General features: G+C 59.5%; 23 protein-coding genes. 6 read left to right on the forward strand and 17 right to left on the reverse strand.

Annotated elements, in window-relative coordinates; translation table 11 throughout:
• Nucleotides 1-135: 135 nt before the first annotated feature.
• Nucleotides 136-1,350, reverse strand: a complete 1,215-nt coding sequence (locus ACWKV5_RS02735; RefSeq protein WP_483840070.1) for an Atu1372/SO_1960 family protein — start codon at nucleotides 1,348-1,350, stop codon at nucleotides 136-138.
• Between the two features lie 163 nt (nucleotides 1,351-1,513).
• On the opposite strand from ACWKV5_RS02735, the gene ACWKV5_RS02740 reads away from it, so the two are divergent.
• On the forward strand, nucleotides 1,514-2,434 hold the full coding sequence (locus ACWKV5_RS02740; RefSeq protein ID WP_483840071.1) for a LysR family transcriptional regulator: 921 nt from the start codon (nucleotides 1,514-1,516) through the stop codon (nucleotides 2,432-2,434).
• A 55-nt stretch (nucleotides 2,435-2,489) separates the two neighbouring features.
• Here ACWKV5_RS02740 and ACWKV5_RS02745 read toward each other — a convergent pair whose 3' ends face one another.
• The 13 genes from ACWKV5_RS02745 to ACWKV5_RS02805 all read right to left on the reverse strand — a co-directional run bounded on the left by ACWKV5_RS02745 (nucleotide 2,490) and on the right by ACWKV5_RS02805 (nucleotide 18,173).
• The gene (locus ACWKV5_RS02745) at nucleotides 2,490-4,133 is read right to left on the reverse strand and encodes an arylsulfatase (RefSeq protein ID WP_483840072.1); all 1,644 of its coding nucleotides are present in this window, start codon (nucleotides 4,131-4,133) and stop codon (nucleotides 2,490-2,492) included.
• 62 nt (nucleotides 4,134-4,195) lie between these two features.
• Nucleotides 4,196-4,990, reverse strand: coding sequence for a cyclase family protein (locus ACWKV5_RS02750; RefSeq protein WP_483840073.1), 795 nt, complete (start codon nucleotides 4,988-4,990; stop codon nucleotides 4,196-4,198).
• Nucleotides 4,968-5,972 (reverse strand): NAD-dependent epimerase/dehydratase family protein, encoded by a 1,005-nt coding sequence (locus ACWKV5_RS02755; RefSeq protein WP_483840074.1) that lies wholly within the window; start codon nucleotides 5,970-5,972, stop codon nucleotides 4,968-4,970. The genes ACWKV5_RS02750 and ACWKV5_RS02755 overlap by 23 nt, the downstream gene beginning before the upstream one ends.
• 10 nt (nucleotides 5,973-5,982) lie before the next feature.
• On the reverse strand, nucleotides 5,983-6,966 hold the full coding sequence (locus ACWKV5_RS02760; RefSeq protein ID WP_483840075.1) for a fumarylacetoacetate hydrolase family protein: 984 nt from the start codon (nucleotides 6,964-6,966) through the stop codon (nucleotides 5,983-5,985).
• A complete protein-coding gene (locus ACWKV5_RS02765; protein WP_483840076.1) occupies nucleotides 6,963-7,544 on the reverse strand; it encodes a cupin domain-containing protein in 582 nt (193 codons plus the stop codon). Before ACWKV5_RS02765 ends, ACWKV5_RS02760 begins: the two co-directional genes overlap by 4 nt.
• Before the next feature lie 13 nt (nucleotides 7,545-7,557).
• On the reverse strand, nucleotides 7,558-8,808 hold the full coding sequence (locus ACWKV5_RS02770) for an MFS transporter (RefSeq protein ID WP_483840077.1): 1,251 nt from the start codon (nucleotides 8,806-8,808) through the stop codon (nucleotides 7,558-7,560).
• Nucleotides 8,798-11,272 carry an efflux RND transporter permease subunit gene (locus tag ACWKV5_RS02775; RefSeq protein ID WP_483840078.1) on the reverse strand — a complete coding sequence of 825 codons (2,475 nt, stop codon included), beginning with the start codon at nucleotides 11,270-11,272 and terminating at the stop codon, nucleotides 8,798-8,800. Before ACWKV5_RS02775 ends, ACWKV5_RS02770 begins: the two co-directional genes overlap by 11 nt.
• A 4-nt stretch (nucleotides 11,273-11,276) precedes the next feature.
• Nucleotides 11,277-12,383 (reverse strand): WD40/YVTN/BNR-like repeat-containing protein, encoded by a 1,107-nt coding sequence (locus ACWKV5_RS02780; RefSeq protein WP_483840079.1) that lies wholly within the window; start codon nucleotides 12,381-12,383, stop codon nucleotides 11,277-11,279.
• Nucleotides 12,384-12,445: 62 nt separating this feature from the next.
• On the reverse strand, nucleotides 12,446-13,834 hold the full coding sequence (locus tag ACWKV5_RS02785; protein WP_483840080.1) for a DUF1329 domain-containing protein: 1,389 nt from the start codon (nucleotides 13,832-13,834) through the stop codon (nucleotides 12,446-12,448).
• A 12-nt stretch (nucleotides 13,835-13,846) separates the two neighbouring features.
• Entirely contained in the window at nucleotides 13,847-15,544 is a 1,698-nt protein-coding gene (locus ACWKV5_RS02790) for a DUF1302 domain-containing protein (protein WP_483840081.1), read from the reverse strand.
• Between the two features lie 49 nt (nucleotides 15,545-15,593).
• Nucleotides 15,594-16,718 (reverse strand): FAD-dependent oxidoreductase, encoded by a 1,125-nt coding sequence (locus ACWKV5_RS02795; protein ID WP_483840082.1) that lies wholly within the window; start codon nucleotides 16,716-16,718, stop codon nucleotides 15,594-15,596.
• A gap of 87 nt (nucleotides 16,719-16,805) precedes the next feature.
• Entirely contained in the window at nucleotides 16,806-17,216 is a 411-nt protein-coding gene (locus ACWKV5_RS02800) for a Rieske (2Fe-2S) protein (RefSeq protein WP_483840083.1), read from the reverse strand.
• Between the two features lie 15 nt (nucleotides 17,217-17,231).
• Complete coding sequence (locus ACWKV5_RS02805; protein ID WP_483840084.1) at nucleotides 17,232-18,173, reverse strand: VOC family protein; 942 nt, start codon at nucleotides 18,171-18,173, stop codon at nucleotides 17,232-17,234.
• 298 nt (nucleotides 18,174-18,471) lie between these two features.
• On the opposite strand from ACWKV5_RS02805, the gene ACWKV5_RS02810 reads away from it, so the two are divergent.
• Nucleotides 18,472-19,434, forward strand: coding sequence for a LysR substrate-binding domain-containing protein (locus ACWKV5_RS02810; protein ID WP_483840085.1), 963 nt, complete (start codon nucleotides 18,472-18,474; stop codon nucleotides 19,432-19,434).
• 59 nt (nucleotides 19,435-19,493) lie between these two features.
• A complete protein-coding gene (locus ACWKV5_RS02815; RefSeq protein ID WP_483840086.1) occupies nucleotides 19,494-20,651 on the forward strand; it encodes an alpha/beta hydrolase family protein in 1,158 nt (385 codons plus the stop codon).
• Between the two features lie 75 nt (nucleotides 20,652-20,726).
• Here ACWKV5_RS02815 and ACWKV5_RS02820 read toward each other — a convergent pair whose 3' ends face one another.
• Complete coding sequence (locus tag ACWKV5_RS02820) at nucleotides 20,727-21,113, reverse strand: nuclear transport factor 2 family protein (protein ID WP_483840087.1); 387 nt, start codon at nucleotides 21,111-21,113, stop codon at nucleotides 20,727-20,729.
• A 259-nt stretch (nucleotides 21,114-21,372) separates the two neighbouring features.
• Here ACWKV5_RS02820 and ACWKV5_RS02825 point away from each other — a divergent pair, with 259 nt between their 5' ends.
• The gene (locus ACWKV5_RS02825; protein WP_483840088.1) at nucleotides 21,373-22,722 is read left to right on the forward strand and encodes a metal-dependent hydrolase family protein; all 1,350 of its coding nucleotides are present in this window, start codon (nucleotides 21,373-21,375) and stop codon (nucleotides 22,720-22,722) included.
• Nucleotides 22,723-22,733: 11 nt separating this feature from the next.
• On the forward strand, nucleotides 22,734-23,180 hold the full coding sequence (locus ACWKV5_RS02830) for a GlcG/HbpS family heme-binding protein (protein ID WP_483840313.1): 447 nt from the start codon (nucleotides 22,734-22,736) through the stop codon (nucleotides 23,178-23,180).
• Here the strand turns inward: ACWKV5_RS02830 and ACWKV5_RS02835 are convergent.
• Nucleotides 23,165-24,100, reverse strand: a complete 936-nt coding sequence (locus ACWKV5_RS02835) for a LysR family transcriptional regulator (protein ID WP_483840089.1) — start codon at nucleotides 24,098-24,100, stop codon at nucleotides 23,165-23,167. The two genes, ACWKV5_RS02830 and ACWKV5_RS02835, sit on opposite strands and share 16 nt — an antisense overlap.
• Nucleotides 24,101-24,239: 139 nt before the next feature.
• A complete protein-coding gene (locus ACWKV5_RS02840) occupies nucleotides 24,240-24,710 on the reverse strand; it encodes a MarR family winged helix-turn-helix transcriptional regulator (RefSeq protein WP_483840090.1) in 471 nt (156 codons plus the stop codon).
• Between the two features lie 290 nt (nucleotides 24,711-25,000).
• Between ACWKV5_RS02840 and ACWKV5_RS02845 the strand changes: the two genes are divergently transcribed.
• Nucleotides 25,001-25,954 carry a PDR/VanB family oxidoreductase gene (locus ACWKV5_RS02845; RefSeq protein WP_483840091.1) on the forward strand — a complete coding sequence of 318 codons (954 nt, stop codon included), beginning with the start codon at nucleotides 25,001-25,003 and terminating at the stop codon, nucleotides 25,952-25,954.
• Nucleotides 25,955-25,998 lie beyond the last annotated feature (44 nt).

The following is a 25,998-nucleotide window of genomic DNA, read 5'->3' on the forward strand; positions in this document are numbered from 1 at the left end:
TGTTCGGCGTAATGGAGGCTACAAGCCAGCCACTACGCCAACAATTCCATTCTCGGCGACTTCAGTGTTTGCGAATTGAGAACAATGTGGGTTGGTGTCGGGTTGAGGGTTTGGCTTTGCGGTAGCTCATCGGGTTCACCCGAATTCTTCGGGATGCATTTCGAACACTGCCTGAATCTCTACCGCCGAATCCAGCGGCAAAGAGATCGCCCCCACGGTTCCACGGGTATGACGCCCAACTTCATCGCCGAATACATCGATTGCCAGCGCGGAAGCTTCGTTCATCAGGTCCGCATGCCTGGTGAAATGGGCGTCTGTCTGGAAGAAACCGGTCAGTTGCACCACCTGTTTGATCCGACTGAGATCACCCTCCGCCGCTTGCTGCAACGCCGCTAATACGTTGATCATCGCTAAACGGGTTGCCTCACGAGCCTGCGGTTCGGACACCCTCGCGCCAACGGTACCGGGATGCAGGACCTTGCCATCACGCAAGGCTACCTGATTGATAAACACCAGATTGCCAACACGCTTGAAAGGAAGATAACTGCCCGCCGGAGCCGGCAGCTTCAGATCCAGCCCCAGCGCGGCAATGCGCTGATCAATCGGGCTGACTTTAGCCCCCGGGGCATTACCGGAACTGCTTGCTTGATCGACAGGCGATCTATTTCCAAACTGCTGCATTGCTCGAGCGGCACGCGCCAAAGCCTGCCCTTGAAGCTCAGCCACATGCAATTCACCTGGCGAAGGACGTGATGCGCCTGGCATTCCAGTCAGCGCTACGGCACCGAAAGGATTGACGCCTTGAGGGATGCGTTTGTCGACTTCGGCATTCCCCATAATGCCCGTTGTCACAATAATCATCCCATGGGAGGCCAGAGCCCCCCACAGCGACTGAACTGCCGCCTCCCGCCCTGCACCGCTGCCAGCGGACATAAATACCGTTGCCGGCAGGCCTTCCAACGCCCGACGCGACCAAAGATCGAGCGTGGAGTCGATGAAACTGCGCATCTGCGGTGTACTGCCAGCAAAATGCACAGGCGAACCCAGTGCAATTCCGTCGTACTGGCTGATCTCTTCAACCTTGACGACCGGAATGGATGTCGCGACCTCGCTGGAGCCGGGCACTCGGCGTAACACCGCTTGAGCACGAGGAACGCTTTCGATGCCTTTGGCAATCGCCTGCGCCATCTTCAGGGTGCCGCCTTTATCAGTATGAAACACCACCAAAACCCTGGTCAGCGGCTCCGCGTCTTTCAACGCAGTCCTGGCCTGCGTTACGTCGGGCGCACTGAGCATCAGCACAAATGCACACAGCGCGCACGGGAGTATGGAGAGAGCTGGAAAACTCATTAAAGATGCCTCGAAGGAATCAACATTTATGTCAGAAGTGATGGACTTACCAGCAGCCTAACCCCTTGTGACAAAACACAAACGGGGCATAGGGAAAGCGACTGTTAGAGTAAGCCGGCTAATTCAGACGATAAATGGAGCTACATGGAATGACTGTCTCACCGTGAAGACAATCCTGCTACGCCCCAACCAGGCACTCATTTTCGCAACGGTCGCGAGCTGCGGAAGTTTCACTCTGGCCGCCGATAGCCTGGGGTGCTCGAAGGCCCACGCCAGCGCGCAAGTCATGGCACTGGAGAAAGCGCTCGGCGTTCAGCTCATGCTCCGAACGACTCGACGCCTGACGCTGACCGAAGCGGGCAACCACTATCTGGAATATGCACAGCAGTTACGCGAAGTCCTGACCAATGCCGAACGAATCGTCGGCGCTACCCGCGTTGAAGTCAGTGGACGCTTGCGTGTCACTGCGCCCAACTCATTCGCTGATCGAGTCATGCCTGCACTGGTTCAAGCCTTTCAAAAAGTTCACCCGGCAATTGAGTTCGACGTGGATTTCACCCTGCAACCCAGGGACCTTCTGGCTGATGGTTTCGACGTCGGTTTCCGCTCTGTTCAACAGCATGATGGTTACCTGGTGGCTCGCCGGGCAGGCCTGTTGCAGCAAGTTGTTGTCGCCAGTACGGACTTCATTGCACGCCATGGTCGGATCGGCCACCCCTCAGAACTCGCCAGCGTGCCTTGCGTAACGAATAACCATTTAGTCGACGCTCACCAATGGTCATTCGCCAACAGCGCACACTCGTGCGAGGTCAGCATCACGGCACGCTCCCGATTTGGCGGTTACTCGGCGGTACGCAGCGCGGCGCTGCTGGGCATCGGGGCGGCGCGACTGCCCTTGTACCTGGTGGATGAAGATCTGAACGCCAACACATTACAGCCACTCTGCCCGGACTGGATCATGCCCGGTTTCGTACTGGACATCGTCTATCCAGGCCACCGCCATGTCCCTCTGCGCACCCGTGCATTTGTCGATTTTTCCTTGGAATGGCTCTCACTTCAGAAGCAAACCAGATGGTTTACTTGAACCCTCTATCAGCTGCTGTAATTCCAGCGGAACGCCTATTTAAAGCGGAGGCTGATTATTTCGTTGGAAACACCACACCGACCTCCCTCGCATATTTCAACCATGCGTCCTTGAGCCGCTGCACCGTCTCTGGTCGGGCGGCGGCCAGGTCTGTGGTTTCGCCGCGGTCCTGCGCTACATCGAACAACTGCCATTGCGGCGGCTGCGCGTCGCCGCCAAACCCTGTTTGCGGGCGGATGCCCAACAGTTTCAGGTTTCCCTCCCGGTAATAAGCATTGCCGAACAGTTCGCCGGCCAGGCTGTCATGACGGTGTGGGCTGCCCTCTCCAGCGAGCATTGGCCGCAGTGATTGACCTGTGATCGGGTGTTTGCTCACTTCGGTTGGCGCCTCGACACCCGCCACATCGAGGAAGGTGGGCGCCAGGTCATCAACCCGCGCTATACCGCGCTCCACACCCTGACGACGCAGTGTCTTGGGCAGTTGGATGATTGCCGGTACGCTAATGCCGCCTTCGGCCGTGGTGCCTTTGAACAAATGAAACGGTGCGGCGCTGACCTCTGCCCAACGCAGGCCGTAGTCGATTTGCGACCCTGCCTGACCGAGGTTGGCGTAACTGTTATCGGTGCCCGGGCCTGGCGGATAGAACTGGGCGTGGTTCTCTGCTGCCGCGCCGTTGTCCGACATAAATACAATCAACGTGTTGTCGTACTGGCCGCTCTGGCGCAGGTAATCCACCACTCGGCCAATGTTATGGTCGAGGTTATCGACCATGGCCGCGTAGATTTCCATCTTCCGCGCTTCAGTACGTTGCTGTTGCGGGCTCAGTTGCTGCCAGCCTGGCAGTTTCGGATTCACCGGGAGCGGGTTCGCAGGCTGGGCGTCGTTCGCCATAAGGCCAAGACTTTTCATCCGTTCGATACGCGCCAGACGTACGCTGTCATACCCCTGATCAAACCGCCCTTTGTACTTATCGAGGTATTCCTTGGGTGCCTGCAAGGGCCAGTGCGGCGAGGTGAAAGCGGCGTAGGCAAAAAACGGCTTGCCATCCTTTTGGCTGTTTTGCAGGTAGCTGATCAACTTGTCGGTGTAGAAGTCGGTGGAGTAGAAGTTTTCCGGCACCTCTACCGCTTTGCCGTTTTCACGATAGTGCACCTGCTCGATTTTTGTCGGGTCGATGCTCGCGGGTTTGAAGTGGGCAGCCCCGCCCTCCAGCAGGGTAAAAGACTGCTCAAACCCGCGTTGATCCGGCCCCTGATCCGCTTCCAGCCCCAGGTGCCATTTACCGACCATGAGGGTGTTGTAACCGCCCTCCTTCAGCAACTCGGCAATCGAGTAGGAACGTTGATTCAGGTAACCCTCATACCCCGGCTTACCCCGTTGAAACGGCTGCAAGGCTTCCGCCATGGTGCCAAGCCCGGCGAGGTGGTTGTCGGTGCCGGACATCAGCATGGAGCGCGTGATCGAACAGGTCGGTGCCGCGTACATGCTGGTGAGCTGCAAGCCTTGATGGGCGAGTTCATCCAGCGTGGGGGTATTGATTTCTCCACCAAAACTACCCAGGTCGGAGTACCCCAGGTCGTCGGCCAGAATCAGCAAAATATTGGGTTGCTTCACATCAGCACTGGCCGCCATGGCCAGGCTGCTACTGAGTGTCAGTGCACCCAACAGTAACGTCAGGGGCATGCGCAAAAGAGGCATGTTTTCTCTCTTATTCTGTTCAATCGAAGACCATGGATTCTGCTACGAGCCCGGTGCGGTGCTTATTCTTCGAATATCGCCACCGCGCGAACAAACCCCGCCGACGCATGCTTGATCTTGTAGGGGAAACACGACACCACGAACCCGCTGGCCGGCAGGGCTTCAAGGTTGGCGAGCTTTTCCATTTGCCCATAACCGATATCGCGCCCGGCTTTGTGGCCCTCCCAAATAATCGAGGCATCACCGTCAGCGGCAAAACGCTCGCGGGTGTACTTGAACGGAGCGTCCCAACTCCAGGCATCGGTGCCGACGACACGCACACCGCGCTCCAGCAGATACAGGGTGGCCTCACGGCCAATTCCGACGCCGGCATCGAGGTAACCCGGTTGACCAAATATCGCACCGGCCCGGGTGTTGATCAGTACGATGTCCAGCGGCTGCAACGCATGGCCAATTCGCGTCAGTTCGGCTTCAATCTCATCGGCGGTCACCACGTGCCCGTCCGCCATGTGCCGGAAATCCAGTTTCACGCCCGGTTGCAGGCACCATTCCAGCGGCAATTCGTCGATGCCAAACGCAGGCTCACCGCCATTGGTGGTCGAGGCGTAATGCCACGGCGCATCCATGTGCGTTCCACTGTGAGTGGTGATGTGCAGCCGCTCGGCCGCCCAGGATTCGTTGCCGGGCATCTGATCGAGTTGCAACCCCGGGAACATCGCCGCCATCTCGGGCCAGCCTTGCTGGTGATCCATGTAATCAATCTTCGGCAACAACGGAGGTGGGTCCGTGTAAGGGTTGTTGTCGAGGGTGACCGAGAGATCGACAAGACGACGTTTAGGCTTGATTGGCTGCGACATGAATCGTGTCTCCAGTGAGCGACAAGTGGCGTGGGGTGGCGGGATTCAGGGCGTTGCGAATCAGCGTGGCAGCATTGCCGTCATGGCTGAAACCGGCGGCACGCGCCTGCGGGGTTTTCAGGGGTGGCATGCGCCCGAACAACGCTTCCAGGTGGGTATCGGGGTCATGGCTGATCAGGCTGCGACGTTCCTGCCCATAACTCGCCGCCAACGCGTCCACCACCTGGGCAATGGACAGATGCAGCACCGGCAACTGCCATACCCGTTGCGACGCACATTCGTTGCTATCGAGTTCGGCAGCATGAATCAGGTTGTTCACACAGCAACGCGCCGACATCCACCATGCCGTTGCTTGCGCAGAGACAGGACAACGATAGGCATCGCCCTCGGCAAATGCGCGCAACAAATCGCTCATGAATGCCGAGCGCAAGCCATTCGGTTCACGCGGACGGGCAACGATGCCCGGCAGGCGCAGTACGCGGCCGTCCACTTCCGCACGCCGGCCGAGGTCGATAATGGCGCTCTCGACCATGGCTTTGTGCGTGCCATAGGACAATTGCGGACGCAGCTCCGCCTGCTCGTTCATTTTTGCCGGCAAATGGGCGCCGTACACCGCCACGCTGCTGGCATACACCAGCACCGGTGGCAGCGCTTTATTGCGCAGTTGGTTAAGCAACTCGAGGCTGGCCAACAGGTTGACCTGATAACCCAGTTCATACTGCTCTTCTGCGGCGCCACCCGGGATGCTGACCAGGTGGAACACCACATCGATGCCGTCGGCCAACACCCGGCGCATCAAGGCCACATCGGTAATGCTGCCGTAATGACGGCGCAACCGCGAGTCTTCCGGCACGCCTTGCAGGTCGGTATCCAGCACCAACAATGAGTCGATGACGCGACCGCGCAAGCTGCCCCGCGCCAGCAGGCAACGCACCAATTCACGCCCCACAAAACCGTTGGCACCGGTAATCAATACTCGCATGTGCCGCTCCTCAGCCCTGAGCCTGAACCACACGTTGATCGATTGCACCGAACAACGACTGACCGTCGCTCCCCTGAACATCCATGTGCACGCGATCACCAAAGCGCATGAAGCCGGTTTGCGCGGCACCCTGTTCGATCATTTCAATCGCTCGACGCTCGGCGATGCAGGCGGAGCCCACACTACGTTCGGCATTGGAAACCGTGCCGGAGCCAATCAGCGTGCCGGCGCCCAACCGGCGAGTCAGGGCGGCATGGGCGATCAACTGGCCAAAACTGAAATTCATCTGCCCGCCGTGCGGATGACCAAACCATTGGCCATTCCAATGCACCTGCAAGGGCAGATGCACGCGCCCGTCACGCCAGGCATCACCGAGTTCGTCCGGCGTGATGGCCACGGGGGCGAAGCTGGATGAAGGTTTGGCCTGCAAAAATCCAAAGCCTGTGTGCATTTCCCGAGGGGCCAGGGCGCGCAAACTGACGTCGTTGATTTGCAGAATCAGCTTGATGTGTTGCAGCGCCTGTTCGGCGGCGCACCCCATGGGCACGTCATCCACCAACACCACAAACTCGCCTTCGAAGTCGATGCCCTGGCTTTCGCTTGGCAGCGCGATATCGTCGCGCCCCCCCATGAAATCGTCGCCGGCCCCCTGGTACATCAGCGGCGTGTGTTCGACGCCGTCGATAGGGTCGAGGTTGAACGCTTTCTGCATCAGCGCACCATGGCTGAGGAATGCCGAGCCGTCGCACCACTGGTAAGCCCGCGGCAATGGCGCCATGGCCTGAGCGGAATCGAAGGCAAAGGCATCCGCCGCTTCGCCAGCGTTCAGTTTTCCGGCAAGTGCCTGCAAACGCGGCTCCACGCTACTCCAGTTCTCTATCGCCTGTTGCAAAGTGGACGCGACGGAACCGGCATCCACTGCCCACGCGAGATTCCGCGAAACCACCACGAGCCTGCCATCGCGACTGCCGTTTTTCAGGGTGGCGAGTTTCATGCACAGGCTCCTTGTTCACGGTTCAACTCGTCAGCGAAGCGCCCGTCGAGGAGGATGAAGACCATGCGTGCCATCGCTTCGGTGCGGTTGCTCCAGGCGTGGTTGGTGCCGCGTTGCACCACCACGTCACCACGTTTGAGGTGCACTTCTTCCTCATCCAGCACCAGCCACACTTCACCCTCGGTGACGATGCCGTAGTCGAGGGTTTCGGTGCGGTGCATCAATTTATGCCGGGTGCTGCCCTGCCCGGTGCCCGCGTGGACCTGGCCAATTTCAGCAAATACCGCTGCGGCGTTTTCATCGCTGACCTGGTTCTGAACGCTGTCCGGAGGAATGTCCACCACCCGAATGACGCTGCCTTGGGGCCCGGGGCTGAGTTGCAGGGGTTTGCTGCTCGGATCACTGGCGTTGTCGAGCAACGCCGGGCTGGTGCTGCTGGTCCACAGTTCATGAAACACCGTGCCCGGCACGGCCAGCAGCGGGAACACGTTCGGCGTCGGTCCGTTGCTGGCGACGATGGCCTGACCCTGTTGATCGTGACCGGTGACCACTCGTTTGAATTCAGGAAGCGCTTGCATGGAAAATCCTCGTTCAGTTGCCGTCGCCGATGGTGGTGTCACCGACGACAATGTTCGCGTCGTCCAGCAGTCCCGCGATCCGGGGCACGGCCAGACACAACACCGCCACTAACAGTTGCAGCCCACCGACAATGGCCAACGCCTGCGGTAGCGCCCTGGTGGCGCCATGGGTCATGCCCAGCACGACCAGGGGGCTGATAAATTCGCCGGCAAAGATGGCGGCGGTAAAGCACCCCGCCGCCCGCCCGCGCTGATGGAAATTGACTTGCGCCATGATCCAGGTGATCAGCGTCGGCAGCATCAAGCCAATGCCCAGGCCGTTGATCAGTACGGCGACCACGACCTGCACATGGCTCAAGGCATCAGCCATCAACAACCCGCCGATGCCCGCCAGCACATAGGCGATCAGCAGCATGTGCTGCCCGCGCATCCCGCTGAACAAACGAAAACTCAGCGCGCCGACCAGAACCCCCAGTTGATTGGCGCCCATGGTCAGGCCGATTTTTTCCGGGGCGTCCACTTGCAGCAGATTGAGCAGGTAACCGGCCTGCACCGGCACGATAAACAGGCTCAAACCTGCCAACAGCGCCAGCACATACATGGGTGTGAGCGCGCGCCATGGAAACTTGCCTGTGGGCACCGCTTGCGTGGCTTGCTCTGGCTGTGGGCGAGCCTGCGGTTCCCACAACTGCCAGGCCATCAGCGGCAAGAAAATCAAACCCACGGCGTACAGCGCGAACGGCGTGCGCCAGTCGTTTTGCCCGAGGAAGCCACCCAGCGCGATAAACACCGCCGCGGACAACGAGGTTGCGACCATCTGCAAGGCGAACAAACGTTCACGTTTGGCGCCGCTGTAATAGTCGCCCATCAGCGTGGTGCAGCAGGTCATGATGCCCGCCTCGGCCAATCCGATGCCCGCGCGGCTGAGCACGATCATCTGCAGCGAGTCGAGCCAAAGTGGCAGCACGCCACAGAGGACGTACAGCAACATACTGGCGAGCAGCAATGGCTTGCGCCCCAGGCGATCGGCGATCAGCCCGGCGAACGGCGCCAGCATCGCAATCACCAATGCCGGTAGGGTCAACACGATGGGGACCAGCACGGCGCTGCCGGCGACATCGGCAAAATGCGCCTGCATCCGTGGCAATACCGGGGCCAGCAATACGGCGCCCAGCACCGGCAAACAGCTTCCCAGCAGCAGCAACAACGATTGCGGCAACCCGGCTTGTCTGGTGGAGTTGTCTATGAAGGAATTAGCGACCATGGCAGTGATCCTTGATGCGCAGTGAGTGAACGTTCGCAACAACCGCCGGATCAGAACCCGCCACATTGATCCCATTCACCGCTACAACCGCACCAGCCGCAGCGCTGCGTGCGGGTAACAGGAAGTACGCCAATGCCGGCAGCAACACCAAGGCACCGACCATGTTCCAGATGAACATGAAGGCCAGCAGCACACCCATGTCGGCCTGGAACTTGATGGGTGAGAACGTCCAGGTCGCCACGCCGATGGCCAGGGTAATACCGGTCAGCATCACCACCTTGCCGGTGGACACCAGCGCGCGGTAATACGCTTCGGACAGGCTCGCCCCCTGGCGCAAATGCCCCAGCAGAATGCTCATCACGTACAACGCATAGTCGACACCGATGCCGACACCCAAGGCGATGACGGGCAGCGTGGCGACCTTCACCCCCATGTTCAGCCAGACCATCAACGCTTCGCAGAGAATGGACGTCAGCATCAGCGGAATGACCGCGCACAGCGTTGCGCGCCAGGAACGGAAGGTGATCAGGCACAGCACAATCACCGCGCCGTAGACCCAGACGAGCATCTCGCGGTTGGCTTGTTTGACCACGATATTGGTCGCCGCTTCGATCCCGGCGTTACCGGCGGCCAGAAGGAACTGCACCTCGTCGGTGTTGTTCTCGGCGGCAAATTTTTCCACGTGGTCGACCAAGCGCGTCAGCGTCTCGGCCTTGTGGTCGGTGAGGTAGGCATACAAGGTCAACAGGCTGCAGTCTTCGTTATACAACCCACGCGGCGCACTGGCGGTGATCATGTTGAGCATCGCCTGGTTGTTCTGTAGCTCGTACCACTTCGGGTTGCCTTCACTGAGCCCGACCAGCATGCGACGGTTCAGCAACGCCAGTGAGTTGGTCGAATCCACACCCGGCAAAGCGCGCAACTGCCAGTCCAGGGCGTCGACCTTGGCGAGGATGTCGTAGCGCGCACAACTGCTGGCCGGCGTTTTCACCATCACCGCAAACAGGTCACTACTGGCACCGTAGTGACGGGTCAGAAAGGCATCATCCTGGTTGTAGCGCGAGTCCGCACGCAGCTCCGGCGCACCGACGTCGAGGTCGCCGATTTTCAATTGCAGCCCCACCAGAAAACCGACAACCGCCAACGCAAGGCTGATGGCGATGCACAGGCTGGCCCAACGACGATGGGTGAACAGGTCCAGAAAGCGCCAGAACCCATGGCGCGCCTGACCGGATTGCTCGGCCTGTTCGCTCTTCAGGCTCAGTTGTGCCGCACGGGGTGAAACGCCGACATACGAGAGCAACACCGGCAGCAGGATCAGGTTGGTGAAGATCAGCACCGCGACGCCAATGCTGGCGATTACCGCGAGGTCTTGAATGACCTGGATTTTGATCAACATCAGCACTGCAAAACCCACGGCATCACACAGCAGCGCCGTCAGCCCGGCGAGGAACAAACGCCGAAAAGTGAAGCGCGCAGCCACGACCCGATGCATGCCGCGACCGATGTCTTGCATGATGCCGTTCATCTTCTGCGCGCCGTGGCTCATGCCAATCGAAAACACCAGAAACGGCACCAGCACGGAGTACGGGTCCAGTTGGTAGTCCAGCAACGGCAGCAAACCGAGTTGCCAGACCACCGCGACCAGCGAGCACAACACCACCAGCACGGTGCTGCGCAGGCAACGGGTGTACCAAAACAGCACGGCGGTGGTGATCAGGATCGCGACGGCAAAGAACAACAGAATCTGTTTCAGACCGGCAATCAGGTCGCCGACTTTTTTCGCGAAACCGGTGATGTGAATGTCGATTTTTGCGCTTTGATGGGTGCTGCGCAGCGTCTCCAGCTGTTCGGACAGGACCGCGTAATCAAGCGCCTTGCCGTCGGAGGTGCTTGCCAATAACGGCACGTAAATGATGCTGGAAGTCTGATCGAACGCCACCAACTGACCGAGTTCATTTGAGCGTTGCACATTGCGGCGCAGCGCATCGAGGTTGGCGGCGGTGCCGCTGTAGTCATCGGGTATCACCGGACCGCCATCAAGGCCGTCTTCGGTCACCGCGACCCAACGGGTGGCGGGTGTCCATAACGACTTCATGTACGCCCGGTCGACACCCGGCAGCAGGTAGAGTTGGTCGCTCATGGCCTGCAGGGTTTTCAGGTACTCGGCGTCGTAGATGCTGCCCTGCCGGTTGGCCACCACAATGCGCAGGGCATTGCCCAGACCGGTGAGCTGTTTCTGGTGCTCAAGGTAGTTGGCAATGTATGGCTGTTGGGTGGGGATCATTTTTTCGAAGCTGGCATTGAGTTCAATGCGGGTGGCTTGATAACCCAATACCAGGGTTGTCAGCACACACACCAGCAGCACCCACAGACGGTGATTGAACAGCGTGCGTTCCACCACCGAACCGGAGCGTGGATCGAAATTCGCCAGGCTTTGCTTGGCGTTGTCGAAAGACTTCATAACCTCACTCCGAAGCGGTAACGATTGACGGCGAAAGGCGCGTCAACCCAGTGAAACCCGCCAGTATCAGGCTGCCATCGGCGGCTTGAATAACACTGGAAACGGGCTTGCCGAGCGGTTTGCCATAAGGTTGGAGCAGTGCGCCGGGTTGGCTGTTGGTGCGAAACAAGGCGCCGGTTTGATTGACCAGCAGCAACTGACCGTCATCGGTGCGGATCGCATCGCTGAACGACACCGGCATCGACACGGGCGCAGGCTGGAAGCTCTCACCCAGGTCGCGGGAGGAAAACGCATTGCCCTTCAGGCCGGCCACCAACAAGGTGCCGTCGTTGCGCAATTGCAGGGTGAAAAAGCTGCCCGCGTAGGGGCTTTCCAGTTGAGTGAATGACTGGCCGGCATCGTCCGAGCGCGCTAGGTAACCCTGCTCGCCGGCCAAAAACCAGTGCTCTCCCTGTTGAGCGATGGCCGACAAGTGCGCGCCCATCGGGTTGTCGATTTGCCCCATGATCGATTGCCAGGTGGAACCGCCATCATCGGTGCGAAAGGCCAAGCCGTACGCCCCGACAATCACGCCGTGTTGGTCATCCACGAACTGCAGGGCAAGAAACGGCTTGTCAGCGCCCTCCCCGACATAGCGTTCAGCTGTTTGCACACGGGCGGCGGCTGCATCCTGGTCGTTGGCGGCAGGCAATTGCTCTCTGGCGGCCGCCAGCTCAAGTTGCGCTGCTCGCAGGCCATCCAGTTGCACGATCCAGTGTTCGCCCCCGTCGTGAGTGGCCAATACTGCACCGCCATGCCCCACGGCCCAGCCCGTGCTGGCGTTGACGAACTGCACCGCCGTAAGGCTGACCGAAACCGGCACGGCGACCTGGCGCCAGCTTGCGCCGTTGTCATCGGAAAGCAGCACGATGCCCCGCTCCCCTACTGCCACCAGGCGTGAACCCGCCCGGGCCAGATCCAGCAGCACCGCGGAGGTTGCTTGCGGCACCAACATCGCCGGGGTGCTCAGTACTTCGCCCACCGCTGCGGCTTGAGCCAGGCTCAACGGCATCGCAAGAGGCATCGCCATAAGCCACATCAGCCGACCAACCACCTGACAGATTCTGTTCATTACCGACCTCGAAAAACCGTAAAAAACCGGATCGCGCTCCGCAAGCCGCAATCCGGCCTGACTCAACGAACCCCGGCACCCGCCATCGCTGCAGGCGAAAACTCCGAAGCCTTGTAGCGATCGACCAAGCCGTACTGCTCTGGCAGGCAGGTGTAGACGTTCTGGATAAACCAGGCGCCGGAGGTCAGGTCATAAAAGCCCGAGGACAATTGCGCTTGAGCCGGCAGGTCCGGCATGACTGCCGGCAACGACCACAGGGTCTTGGCCAGTTGGCCGTTGGCGTCCCAGCGATCGCCCAGCATCGCTTGCCAGGTGTCTTCATCGAGGTAGTAGCGGCCCTTCGGCAACTGGTGGCGTTTGCCCGGCGCCAAGTCCGCCTCCACGACCCAGACCCGGTGCAATTCCCAACGCACGTAATCCGGATTCATGTGGTGCGCGAGGAACAGGTCCTCAGGTTTGGCGGCGGTTTGCACCTTGTTGGTGTTGTAGGGGATGTACATCTCCTGCTTGCCCACCAGTTTCCAGTCGAAGCGGTCCATGCGGCCCTGGAAAACGCTCAACTCGTCGAACGACATCACGCCGGCAGTGGCGGGTGTCGGGGTATCGCAGCAGGCATTCGGCAGCTTGCGCACCCGGCGTTGACCGGTCAGGTAAACATGCGCCTGGGACAGGTCGCCATTGATGTTGGTGCGGCCCATGATCTGCTCGCCGGCACGCAACGGTGGCCCGACGTTGAGCAGACGGAATAGCCAGTAATCACCGGCAAACGTCTCCGGCGACCCATCCTGGTAGTAATACGGCATTTCCTGAATGGCCTTGCCGTCGGTGGTCATCACCTGTTTGCCATCGGCGGTCATCAGGTAGTGGCGAAAATGCATCGCCACCGAGGTGCCGCGCCAGTTCAGCACGTGGTTCCACATGGCTTCGGCGCCATTGCTTGGCACCGGGAACGGGATGCCGCCAAACGCACCTTGCGGCACGGGACCGGCGCTGCTGTCGACCAGTTTGGCGCGAGTAGCGTTTTTCAGGGTGTTGTCATACACCCACTGCGGCGCGGCGGCCGTGCGCCGGGTCGGGTAAACATCGATGCGGTAGGTGTCCGGGAAACGCTTGAACATTTCCTTGGTGCCATCGCTGAGCTTGCCGGCGTATTGCGCGAGATTTTTCGAGGTGATGCTGAACAGCGGTTTGTCCGCGGCAAACGGATCGTAGCGTTTTCCGCCTTCCTTATAGGAGGGATCGACCTTGGTGTAACCACCGTCCCAGGCGGGAATCGAACCGTCAGCGTTGCCGGCACGTTCGGCACCGAAAGGCGTCAGGTTTTTCGAGAGTTTCGCCGCGTCTTCAGCCGTCGCTGCCACGGTCATCTGACTGCAAATAGCCAGGCTACCGAGCAGCGCGAAGCAAAGGGCTTTGAGCTTGAAAGATCCGGTCTTTTTGTTGTGGGTCATGCGCAAGTCCTCTTAAAACGTGGTCTTGACGGAGAAAGACAGGTAGTCCCGGTCCTTCAGCGATTGCTTGAAATTGAACTCGTTGGCGCCATTGAGGTTGGTGTCCTCGGGGCCGTAGTAGTGCGTGTAGGTCAGGCCCGCGGTCACGCGGTCCAGGTAGGTGGCGGTAATGCCGATGTTCATGTCGCCACCGTTGTCCGGGCCGAACGAGCTGACCACCGCGGATTTGCCCAGGGGGAAGTAGCTGAGGCCGACCGGGATGCCGATATCGACGCCCGAGAAAAACTGGCGGTAGGTCGGGGTGTACACCACCTTGAAACCGAGACCGTCATCGGTGGCATTGGGGTCAAGCGCTGCACGGTTTTTTGTGACACTCAGCAGTCGATTCCAGGCCATCTCAGCAACGAGTCCCGACTCATTGGCAATGAAGTTCGGCCCGAACGAAGCCAGGACGTTGAGGTTGATGTGGGCGGTACGGCCAACGGCATAAAGCGGGTTGTTATCGTTATCAGCGTCTACGCCGGGCAACACGGTTTGACCGTTGGAAACCAGCGGCATGTTCCAGCGCATAGACGCTTCACCGGCGAAACTGTATTCATCCACGGTGGTGGAAAAACTCGCGCCCAGGGCGCGGATGTCTTCCGGGTACACCCAGTAGTACTCACCAACTTGTCCGGTACTGAAGTTCGGCGCCCCCGCGGAAGGTTTGAGATACAGCTTGGGGGTTTTGTCGTTGTACTGGATCGCGTAAAGGCCGTATTCGACGGTCTCCGCGTTGTATTTCAACTGCAGGCCGCCCTGCCCTGAGCTTTTCGCGTCCTTGTCTTTGCCATGGAAGAACGCCGCCGGGCTGTTGGCATTACCGCCGAGAAATGCCGGAAACGGTGCCCCGACGATCAAGCGTTCGTTGCCTTCACCGATGGTGTCGCTGGTGGAGAAATAACTGCCGGCACCCGGCAGGCGCGTCTCTTCCCATTCCAGTTGGTAGAAGGCGCCGAGCGACACGGCGTCGGTCAGTTGAAAAGTCCCCGACAGTTGATTGACCGGACGGGTGATTTCCTTGAACTGGGTGTTGGGAACGGACTGCGCTTTGACCACGTCGACCGGCCCCATGCCACCGGCAATGCCGTTGGCACCGAAGAACAGACTCTCGCCCCAGACCAACCCGTGGCGGCCGGCGCGCACTGACGTGGCGTGATCGGCCAGCTCGCCGTTCCAGTACACGAATGCATCAAGCAATTCGCCGTCACCGCCGTGCAAGTGGCGGGTGTCATCGGTAAATTCGTCATAGGCCACGGAACGGGCGTTGGCGCGTGTCGGATCAGTGTTGTCGTTGTCTTCCTGATACTCGGTGTCGTACCAGGCGGCGCCACTGAGGCGCGCGCCGACGTTTTTGAAGGACATATCCAGTTCGGAAAGGATGTCCGTGCGGTTGGAGATCAGGCCCTTTTTGAAGGCCCGATCACCGTCGTCCTGATTGAGCGCCACCTGCCCTTCAGTCAATTTGCTGCTGGGGTTCTGGGTGCGCCACGCGGCGCTGTACTTGACCGTGTTATCCCAACGCAGGTTGAAATCCGGATTGCCGGTATCCACTTGAAAGGCATGGGCCGCCTGGCTGCACAGCACCAACGCCGCGGCCAAACTGAAACCAAAGGGTGCAGACGTGCAGACCGAGCGACGCGCAAGCGTCGCAGTCGTGGAATTGACCATCGCGTTAACCTCTTGTTTTTATAGTGGTAACTGCTGTGGATGCGTTGAATCAGATAGGCTCGGCTGTGCGTGCGAGCATCTGCTTGACCAGCCCGATGCGGTCGAAGTCGCGGTCGTGCTGCATCTCTTTGTCGCCGGCCAACACCGAGCTTTCGCTGATGTATTTGCAGCGCTCGAAACGACGCTCCATGAAGCGCTTGAGCTGTTGCTCAACATCGCCTTCACCGGTCAGTTCCTCACTGAGCACGATGGCATCTTCGATCGCCATGCCGGCGCCCTGGCCGAGGTGCGGCGTGGTGGCATGGGCCGCATCACCGATCAACAGAACGCGGCCGCGATACCAAGGCTCGTCGACGAAAACCACCTCCATCGGCTTGTAAACCACCTGGCTGCTGTCGGTGATTTGTTGACGCAGTTCGCCGATCAGGCCGGTAAACCCTTGCAAGCGCTGACGCATTTGCTCGGCCAGGGTGGCCGGGTCCATCCACGGATTGGTCGGTTCATGGGAGGTGAGGAACAGGTACATCAGGTCACCGGCCAACGGCACCAGCCCGGCGTTGCCGTCGGCGCTCTGGTAGTTGGCGAGGTGATCGATGTGCGGGTCGCGTGGAAAGTTGTAGCGCCACACCGATTGGCCGGTGAACCGGGGTGTGTACGTATCGCCCAGCAGCAGGTCGCGAACTTTCGAGAACAAACCGTCGGCACCCACCACCAGGTCGTAAGCGCCGCGGCTGCCATCGGTGAACAGCACTTCAACGCTGTCGCCAAGGTCTTTCAGGGATTCGACACTAAGTCCCAGGCGTACGTTGGCGCCCAGTTCGAGGGCGGTTTCGCTGAGCACTTTATGCAGCGCCAAACGGGAGATGCCAACGTTCGCCGGATAGGCAGGCCCTGCCAGACGCTGACCCGGGATGCGCGCCAGTTGCTGGCCGGCCGGGCCATAGATGGCGACGTCTTCAAAGGCATACGCGGCATCGAGATAACCATCGAGCACGCCCAGCTTGGCCATCTCGCGAACCACATTGCTCTGCTGGATGATGCCGACACCGTAAACCGTCCACTCTGACTTGAGCTCGATCAGGTCGACCTCAATGCCCTTGCGCCGCAGTGCGATGGCCGCACACAAGCCACCAATCCCACCACCCACGATCAGAACTTTGTTCACTGCACTCATGGTTTACTCACTTTTTATTCTTGTGATTCGATGCAGCGCCGGGCGCTACGTCGTTAGGTCCAGCTTCCGGTCAAAGCAGGGATTTGACTAATCGCGAGTAGGGATGCGATGTATCGCCAAACGCGATACCTCAACCGGCCCCGACAGCGCGGTAGATCCAGGCATTTCCAGCACCAGCCAGCCCTCCTCCACACGCCATGGCAGCGCGTCCAGACGCTGGCCCAGGCACGGGCCGTAGACGCATTCGCCGGTGCTCGGGAGAAACTGCGCACCGTGGGCGTAACAGACGATCAACTGGCCGTCGGCCGACAAAAACCGGTCTTTTCGGTACTCCAGACGCACGTCCAGATGCGGGCAGCTGTTGCGATAAATCCGCACTCGCCCCTCGTGCACCAAGGCAAAAACACTGTCCTTGCCCCGCTGCAACGGGTCGAAACCGCGCGCCTGGCCTTCTGCCAACTCGTCCATCCGGCACAGAAAAAAATCGCTCTGGCTCATGGTCAACACCCGCACTCAGCCGTGCTTGGGCGGCGGGCCGCCCGGTGCCCATTTTTCTTTCGAGTTGAACAGGAACAGCTGCGAGTTATCCGCCGACAGTGGCGCACGGCGCGCCTCCCAGGCGTCATCGTGCTTGTCCATGTCGGCGTCGTATTCGATGTGGCAGCCCAGCGGACTGTTGAAGTACCAGAACCAGTTGGAGCCAAAGAGGTGGCGGCCTGGGCCCCAGAAACTGGTCCAGCCTTTTTGCTCGAAACGCGTACCGGCCAACAACACTTCGGTGCCGCTGCCCATGTGGAAGGTGAAGTGTTCGCAGCCCTTCATGTGCGGTGGGGTCTGGATCATGAACAGGCAATGGTGATCATCGGAACCCGCCGGGCGCATGAACGGCCCGGCGCCGATAAAGGTGTCTGTGGTTCGAAAGCCCAGGCGTTCGGCATAGAACGCTTCGGCCTTGGCCGCATCGGGGACGAAATACACCACGTGCGACAAGGTGCGCGGCGTGGCATTCATTTCGAGGGTGATGCCGGGCTGATTAAGCGGACGCTGTGGCGCATGGCCGGCGGCGTTGGTCAGGTCGTCCGGTGCGCTGTACGCCTTGCGGACAGTGACCTGGAAGGCAATCGCAAACCCCATGTCGTCGACACTGTGCAACACGCCGTTGCCGTCACGGCTGACCTGACGATCTCGCGCCAGCTCATCTGCGATGGCATCGAGATCAGCAGCGCTGGCGACGCCATAAACGGTTTCGCGAATCGAGGGTGCCGGGCCAATGGCGACAGGCAAGTCGGGATCGTCCGACCGTCGAATGATCACGGCGGTACCGTCCAGTGCTTCGAAACGCCCGCCGTTACTGTCGACAGCGACAGGGGCAAGGCCGTAGTCACGCAGGCAATCGGTACAGGCTTGGATGTCATCGACGCCAAAGATCAGGGCATCAAGGCCAAGGATGTTCATGGCTACCACTCCATTGAAATTAGTATCCGGACGAAGCGGCCGCAGGCTCGATAGGCCCATCAGTGATGCAAGGCGTCCGGTGGTGGTGTCGGCAAGGGCGCCGACTGCCGCGAAGATTGCCGGGCGGTTTGGCAACTGACTAATCGTGTGTCGGGATGCGACCTATCAGAAAACGCGATACCAGAAAAACCCCGGGCACGCGTTTTTGGGGAGAGGAAAAGAAACAGCGGGAGGTTGACGCGCTGATGTATTCATCCGAATGTATCGCCAAAATAAATACAAAAAACGGACGTGCCTGATGCGTTTTAATCACCTGGATCTGAACCTGTTGGTCGCACTCGATGTGCTGCTCGAAGAACAGAACATCACCCGCGCCGCCGAACGCCTGCACATGACGCAGTCTGCCACCAGTGGTGTATTGGGACGCCTGCGTACCTATTTCGAAGACGAACTGCTGGTGCAGGTCGGCCGAAAAATGCAACTCACGCCCTATGCCAGGGAGCTCGCCACGCCCATCCGCGAGGTGCTGTTGACGATCAAGTCATCGATCACTGCCAAGCCCGTGTTTGACCCCACCACCAGCAAACGTCACTTCCGCCTGGTGACCTCGGATTACCTGATCAGCGTGCTGTTTGCCCAGGTCATTCAAAAGATCCATCAGGAAGCGCCCAACATCACCTTCGAGATGCTTGGCCCCGGCGACAATTCCGGTGAGTTGTTGATTCGCGGTGAGGTTGACCTGATGATCGTGCCCGAGCGCTACATCATCGACGGCCATCCTCACAAGCTGCTGTTCGAAGAGGAACACGTCTGCGTGGTGTGGGACGGCAATACCCAGGTCGGCGACAGCCTGACCCTTGAGCAGTACATGGACATGGGCCATGTGTCCGTCGGTTTTGGTCGCAGCCGGCACTTGAGCATCGAAGAATGGTTCATGAACCAGTACGGTTTCAACCGCCGTATCGAAGTCATTACCAACGACTTCAACACCCTGCCGCAACTAGTTGTAGGCACCCAGCGCATCGCCACGATGCACCAGCGTCTGGCGCGGTTGTACGCCGAGCACCTGCCGCTGCGCATCCTCAATCCACCGGTGAAGATCCCTGTCATGCGCGAGGTCATGCTCTGGCATCGCAGCGTCGAGGGCGACCTCATGCACCGCTGGCTGCGCGAACGCATCAGCGAATTTATCCAGTATCTGGAGAATCCTCCTATCGCCGGTCGCGATACCTCCCATCCCGAGGCACGATTGGCCAAATAGTCGGCGCGTCCTTAACGTGCCTTGTGAACGTCAAGACAATCACAAGGACAACAACCATCATGTTCCGTTACTTTCCAACCAATTATGTGTGGAATCTTTCTGTCGACCTGGCCATCGAGATGGGCGCCCGCATGGGCGAAATCGAAGAGATGTGCGCGCCATTGCAGGAAGCCGCCCAGCAGCCCGACGCAGCGGGAACCAAAGCGTTCCGCGAAACCTGGGCGAAGATGGCTGACAAGCTGTGTGGCTTGGCTGAGGAAGATGAAGGTAATGGCCGGCTGCTGTCCGCAGGCGAAAAGTACAACCGCGCCGCCACTTATTACCTCACTTGCGAACGTTTACAGGCCCATGGCGCGCCGGGCCGGACTGAGTTGTACCAACGCTTTTTGCAGACTTTCAAACGCGGCATCGAGTTGTCACGCGAGAACTGTGAGCGCGTAGAAATCCCCTACGAGGGTAAACATATTTCCGGCTTGCTGGTGCGTGCCGAAGGCGTGACCGGTCCGGCACCGATCCTGGTGCAGGTCAACGGACTGGATTCAACCAAGGAAATGAAATACCGCGTCGGCCTGCCTGCGTGGCTGGCAAAACGCGGCATCTCATCGTTGATCATCGATCAGCCCGGCACAGGTGAAGCGCTGCGCCTGCATAACCTGATTGCCCGTTTCGACAGCGAACATTGGGCCAGCCGCGTAGTCGACTGGCTGGAAACCCGAAGCGACGTGGATGCCAAGCGTATTGGTCTGGAGGGCGTCTCTCTCGGCGGTTATTACTGCCCGCGTGCGGTGGCGTTTGAACCACGGTTTGCCTGCGGCGTGGTGTGGGGCGCGAACCATGACTGGCGTGATGTGCAAAAACGTCGACTGGAAAAAGAAGGCAGCTTCCCCGTACCGCACTATTGGGCGCACGTGTGCTGGGTGTGGGGGGCAAAAGACATGGATGAATTCATGTCCATCGCCGAAAACGTGCACCTGGATGGCGTACTCGATCGCATCAAGGTGCCGTTCCTGGTGACCCACGGCGAAAAGGACTCGCAAATCCCGCTCAAGTGGGCACAGCGCACTTACGAGCAACTGGTCAACAGCCCTAAACGCGAGATGAAGATCTTCACCGAACGCGAAGGTGGCGTGCAGCATTCAAGCTTCGATAACAGCATCAACGCCGGTCACTACATCGCTGACTGGATTGCCGAAACACTGGGTGGCCACACCGCTTAACTGGTTTCGCGAAGCATAAAAAAACGCCGGACACCCCTAGGGTTTCCGGCGTTTTTTATTGTTTAACAAACGAACTCAGTTTGGCGCACGCGTGCCATGGAACGAGCTGATCTGCCAGCCTTCGGCACCGAGTGCCCAGACCTGCGTGGCAAAACCTTCACCGCGAATCGACTGGTCACCACCGCGTTTACGCAAGGTGTTGCACTGCGTACCGGTCATGACCGCCAGGCGCTCGCCGTAGAAGCGAATCAACAGTTCGCCACGCTCGATGTCCAGATACTGCACGGCGCTTTTGGCGTACTCCAGATAGTCCGCCTTGCCTTGCACCAATCCCGTGGTGTGCACGTACACAAGGTCATCGGCGAACAGTTCGGCGACGCGCGAATAATCTTCCTCAACCAGGGCCCGGCGGCGATCTTGCTCAAGTGCCAGGAGTTGGGCTTTTACAGTGGCGATGGTCATATCAAGGGATCTCTGTGGATGACGAGCGCGCACCATAGACGCCCGACCCGGCTGATAAAAAATCGCCGATCACGATGCCAGCCATCGTGACTCTCGATACTCGCCCCTTGAGCTCACTCATCGCCGCAAAGCCCCGGCACTGTTGATGTGCAGCCGGTATTGACGCCATCAATACGCGCGCATTGATGCAAGTGGCTGGTGGTGTCCATGGCCGCGCCCTAGCCTCGCTTTGCATAACAATCAGCAAAGTGAAAACGCCATGAACGCCCTGCACCTGAAATGCCAGACCTTGTTTGACGGTACTGGCCTGGAAACCCGTCAACAGCAAACCCTGGTCGTGGAAAACGGCCTGCTGTCGTATGTCGGCCCAACCGCCCAGGCGCCGCAATCGCAACCAGGAGATACCGTTCTGGACGCCGGGGATAACTTTGTCATGCCGGGCCTGGTGGATGTGCATACCCATCTGGCCTTCGGTAACGCGCAGAGCGAAGAAGACATCGATATCTGGACCAGCGACGAGTTCCGCGCGTTGCGTGGCATGTTCTTCGCCCAACATGTGCTGGCCGCGGGTGTGACCAGCATGGTCTGCCCGGGCGATAGCGGCCAGCTCAGCATCGCCGTGCGCAATGCAATCGCCGCCGGTTTGTTCGAGGGCCCGCGCATTGCCGCCAGTAGCCGGGTCATTACCAATCGGCAGAGCCTCAATGACTGGTTCCCGAGCCGCGTCGGCGCACCGGAGTATTTCACCGCGCGCCTGGTCACCAGCCGCAGCGAAGCATTGGCGGAAATCCGCAAACAGGCCAAGGATGGCGTCGACCTGATCAAGATCGCCATGGACGGCACCCACCGGCGCCCGAATGGAGAAATCATCGCCGCCTTCACCGCTGAAGAAACCTACGAAATGGTCGAAGAAGCGCATCGCCTGGGCTGCAAAGTGGCGACTCACGCCTATGGCCGCGAAGCCGTGATGTACGCCGCGCGCGCCGGTGTTGATCTGGTGTTTCATGCCTTTTATATGGACGACGCGTGCATCGAAGCCTTGCTCGAAGCCGGCAGCATCCTCGCGCCGACCATGACGTTCCCTCAAAACACTGTGGACTTCTGCCAACCCCACGATCCGGCCATCAGTACCGGTTACGCCGGCTACTGCGCCCGCACCCTGGACGTGGGCTCGGCGGTGCTCAAACGGGCCAAGGCCGCCGGCGTGCCTTTCGCTTGTGGCAGCGACAGCGGTTTTGCGGTGACGCCTTACGGCGAGTGGCACGCTCGGGAGTTGGAACTGTTGGTCACCCGTCTGGGCTTCACACCGGCAGAAGCGTTGTATGCCGCCACGGCAGTCGGCGCACGCTGCATGCCGCGTGGCGAGACCCTTGGTTCCCTGGAAGTGGGCAAGCAAGCGGACTTCCTGTTACTCGACGGTTCACCGTTGCACGACATCCGGATTCTGCAAGACCGCTCGCGCCTTAAAGCCGTGTACAAGGCCGGCCGACCCGTGCCCATGGAGCGCAGCCCCTACAACCCAAAACAAGTGTCTGACTTCAACTCGCTGAAATGGACGGACCTTTACACCCGCGACCGCGTTGCCCAATTGGGCAAGTGGGTTCAATGAGGACCAACGCCATGCAGCAACTCGACCTGTTGACCGCCACCCACATCGCCAGCAGCGCTATCCGCATTGCCCGAGAAACGGCGGTTAAACCCTTGGCCGTCGCCGTGCTGGATGCCGCCGGTCATCCGCTGGCCGTCTTGCGCGATGAACTCGCCAGTTTTCTTCGGCCACAAATCGCCACTGGCAAGGCCCGAGGCTGTCTCGGCATGGGTTTTGGTGGACGTGAACTGGCCCGGCGCGCTCAAGCGATGCCGGCATTTTTCGACGCCATCAACAGCTTGACCGGCGGCGAGGTTATTCCCGTCGCCGGCGGAGTGTTGATTCGCAACGCCGAGGGGCTGCTTCTCGGGGCCATCGGCATCAGCGGCGACACCTCGGACAATGACGAACGCTGTGCTTTACAGGCTATCGAGCAGGTTGGGTTGGTGGCGGATAACGGTGATCAGTTGCCCGGCTGATCAAGCAACGCGGCCTGTTCCAGCAAGAGGCCGCGAAACCACAACATGGCCGGGTCATGGTCCTGATAGGGATGCCATTGCAGTACTTGGACAGCCTCGGGAAAAGCCAACGGTGTCGGGTGAATACGCAGAGGGTAATGCTGGGCGAAACGCTGCGCCTGACGACGAAATATGGTGGCGATCCGCGCAGTACCCACGATAAATTCCGGCATCAGCACGAAGCTTTCAAGGGCCACCGCCACTCGCCGCTGAACACCCAGTTCATGCAGGTGCACGGCATCCATCGCCAGGTTTCGGCCATCGGCAAACTCGCGGACTACGTGCTCCGCCTCGCAATAATCGGCAAGGCTCAGACCGCCGGCGAACTGCGGTTGCCGAGCGCAGACGATGCAACAGAGCTGGTCACTCATTAACGGAAGATGAGGGTAAGCCGGATTCAACCGTCGTTGAGGCACTATCACGCAATCACTGCGACGATAATCGAGCGCTTCGCTGACCACATCACCATCACGCGGTACAGGCATGTCCCGCAGGCTCAAACGCACGCCAGGCGCGATGCGGGCCAATTCAAGACTGACCGCCGGCAGCAGCACGCCAGCTACGTAGTCGGAGGCCACCAACGTGAAATGCCGAGTGCAATTGGCAGGTTCAAAATTGACCGGCGCATCGACAATCTCCCGTGTCAGTGCCAGCGCTACACGCACTTTGGGCAGCAACTCCAGACCCAATGCCGTGGGTTCCAGGCGTCGTCCTACCTGAACCAGCAACGGGTCATTGAAATGCTCACGCAAACGCCCGAGCGCCGAACTGGCTGCCGACTGGCCCAGGCACAAACGTTCGGCGGCCCTGCTGACGCTGCATTCGCTCAACAAGGCATCCAGGGCTACCAGCAGGTTCAGGTCAAGACGTCGATAACGCATGCAGTGTCCATTGCAGATTGAAAGAGCAACGGGCACAGGATGCCGTGAGACAGGGGGCGATGACTAATCGCTTGTCGGGATGCGACCTATCGGCAATCGCGATATCTGAAACGTAGGCGAGAATTTGCCAAGCGCAGGGTCAAGCGTCTACCGGATCGTAATCGTTCACGTTGGAGACCTGGGCATGCATGCGCCCCAATAACTCGATAAGGGTGTCCACTTCCTTGGCAGAGAGCCCGCTGAGCAGCCGCCGCTCTCGTTCCAGCGCAACCTTCAACACTCGGTCATGCAAGGCTTTGCCGCTGTCAGTCAGGCTGACGGTGTAACGCCGCGCATCCTTTGAATCAACCTGGCTGCAAATGTGCCCTGCCACTTCCAGGGACTGCAGTGAACGGCTGACCGCGCTCTTGTCGAGGCCGATCGTCTGGCAAATTCGATTGGCGGTGATGTCGTTTTCCACGGCGAGCATCGAGAGCATTCGCCACTCCACGACACCTATGCCGAAATGCTTGCGATAGCACTGTGAGGCCCCGGCAGAGAGTTTATTGGACAAAAAATTCAGGAGTGCCGGGACGTAACGAGTCAGATTCAGATGGGATTCTGCGGGCATTGAGCAAACACCTTGGATCGGTGGGTCGTTGAATATTGGTTGACACCGCAACTAAATGACCGGAGGATTTCTCTACCGAACGTCACGGGTGATGGCCTGCATGATAGGCCGTCGCCCTACCGCATAAAAATAATTATCAGGTCGTGGTCATGAACACTTTCAATTTCATTCCCTTCGCCTTGCTCAAGCACAGGGTTGTCCCCCACGTGCCAGCGACCGGCTGACCCGTCCTCAGCTAACGCGCCAACTCATTTTTTTTCAGCAGCCACTTCAATGTGGAGGGACAGGTCATGCTTCAAGTCAACGTCACCCGCAAAGCAGATGAAGCCGAAGGCATCTGCAGTTTCGAACTATGTGCAGCGGACGGCAGTGCGCTACCGGCGTTCGAGGCAGGCGCCCACATCGACATCCACATTGCCGAGGGCCTCACCCGGCAATACTCCTTGTGCAACGATCCCAAGGAGCGCCATCGCTACTTGATCAGCGTGCTCAAGGACCCGAGCTCCCGTGGCGGCTCTAAAGCCATGCACGAGCAGGTACGGTCAGGACAAACGCTCATCATCAGCACACCGCGCAACCTTTTCCCGCTCGATCGCTCAGCCAACCGCCACCTGCTGTTCGGCGGCGGTATCGGCATCACGCCCATGCTGGCCATGGCTTATGAGCTTTCACATCAAGGGGCCGACTTCGAGTTGCACTACTGCTTCCGTTCCAGTGAACGTGCAGCGTTCGTGGCGATGCTTGCGCAAACACCGTTCGCCGGACGCATCAAGTTTCATGACGACAGCGGCGCACAACGCCAGAAGCTGGATGCGTCGGCCCTGCTGGCAACTCCAGACGCTGGAACCCATCTCTATGTCTGCGGGCCGGCCGGTTTCATGAATTACATCCTCGATTCGGCGCAGAACGCTGGCTGGTCGCAGCACCAGGTACACAAAGAGTTCTTCGCCGCAGCCCCTATCGATCAAAGCACCAATGCGCCCTTCGAAGTTGAGCTGGCAAGCACTGGACAGGTGTTTCAGATTCCGGCCGAACGCACCGTATTCGAAGTGCTCGACGAGGCCGGCATCGCAATCGAGTCATCCTGCGAGCAAGGCGTCTGCGGCACCTGCGTAACCCGTGTACTAGAAGGCATCCCGGAACATCGGGACCAGTTCCTGACCGTGGCCGAACACGCCAAAAACGACCGCTTTACCCCCTGCTGTTCGCGCGCCAAATCATCACGCCTCGTTCTTGATCTGTGAACTCAAACAACACCATCAACACCATCAACACCATCAACACCATC

It is taken from the genome of Pseudomonas oplopanacis (genome assembly GCF_057128725.1).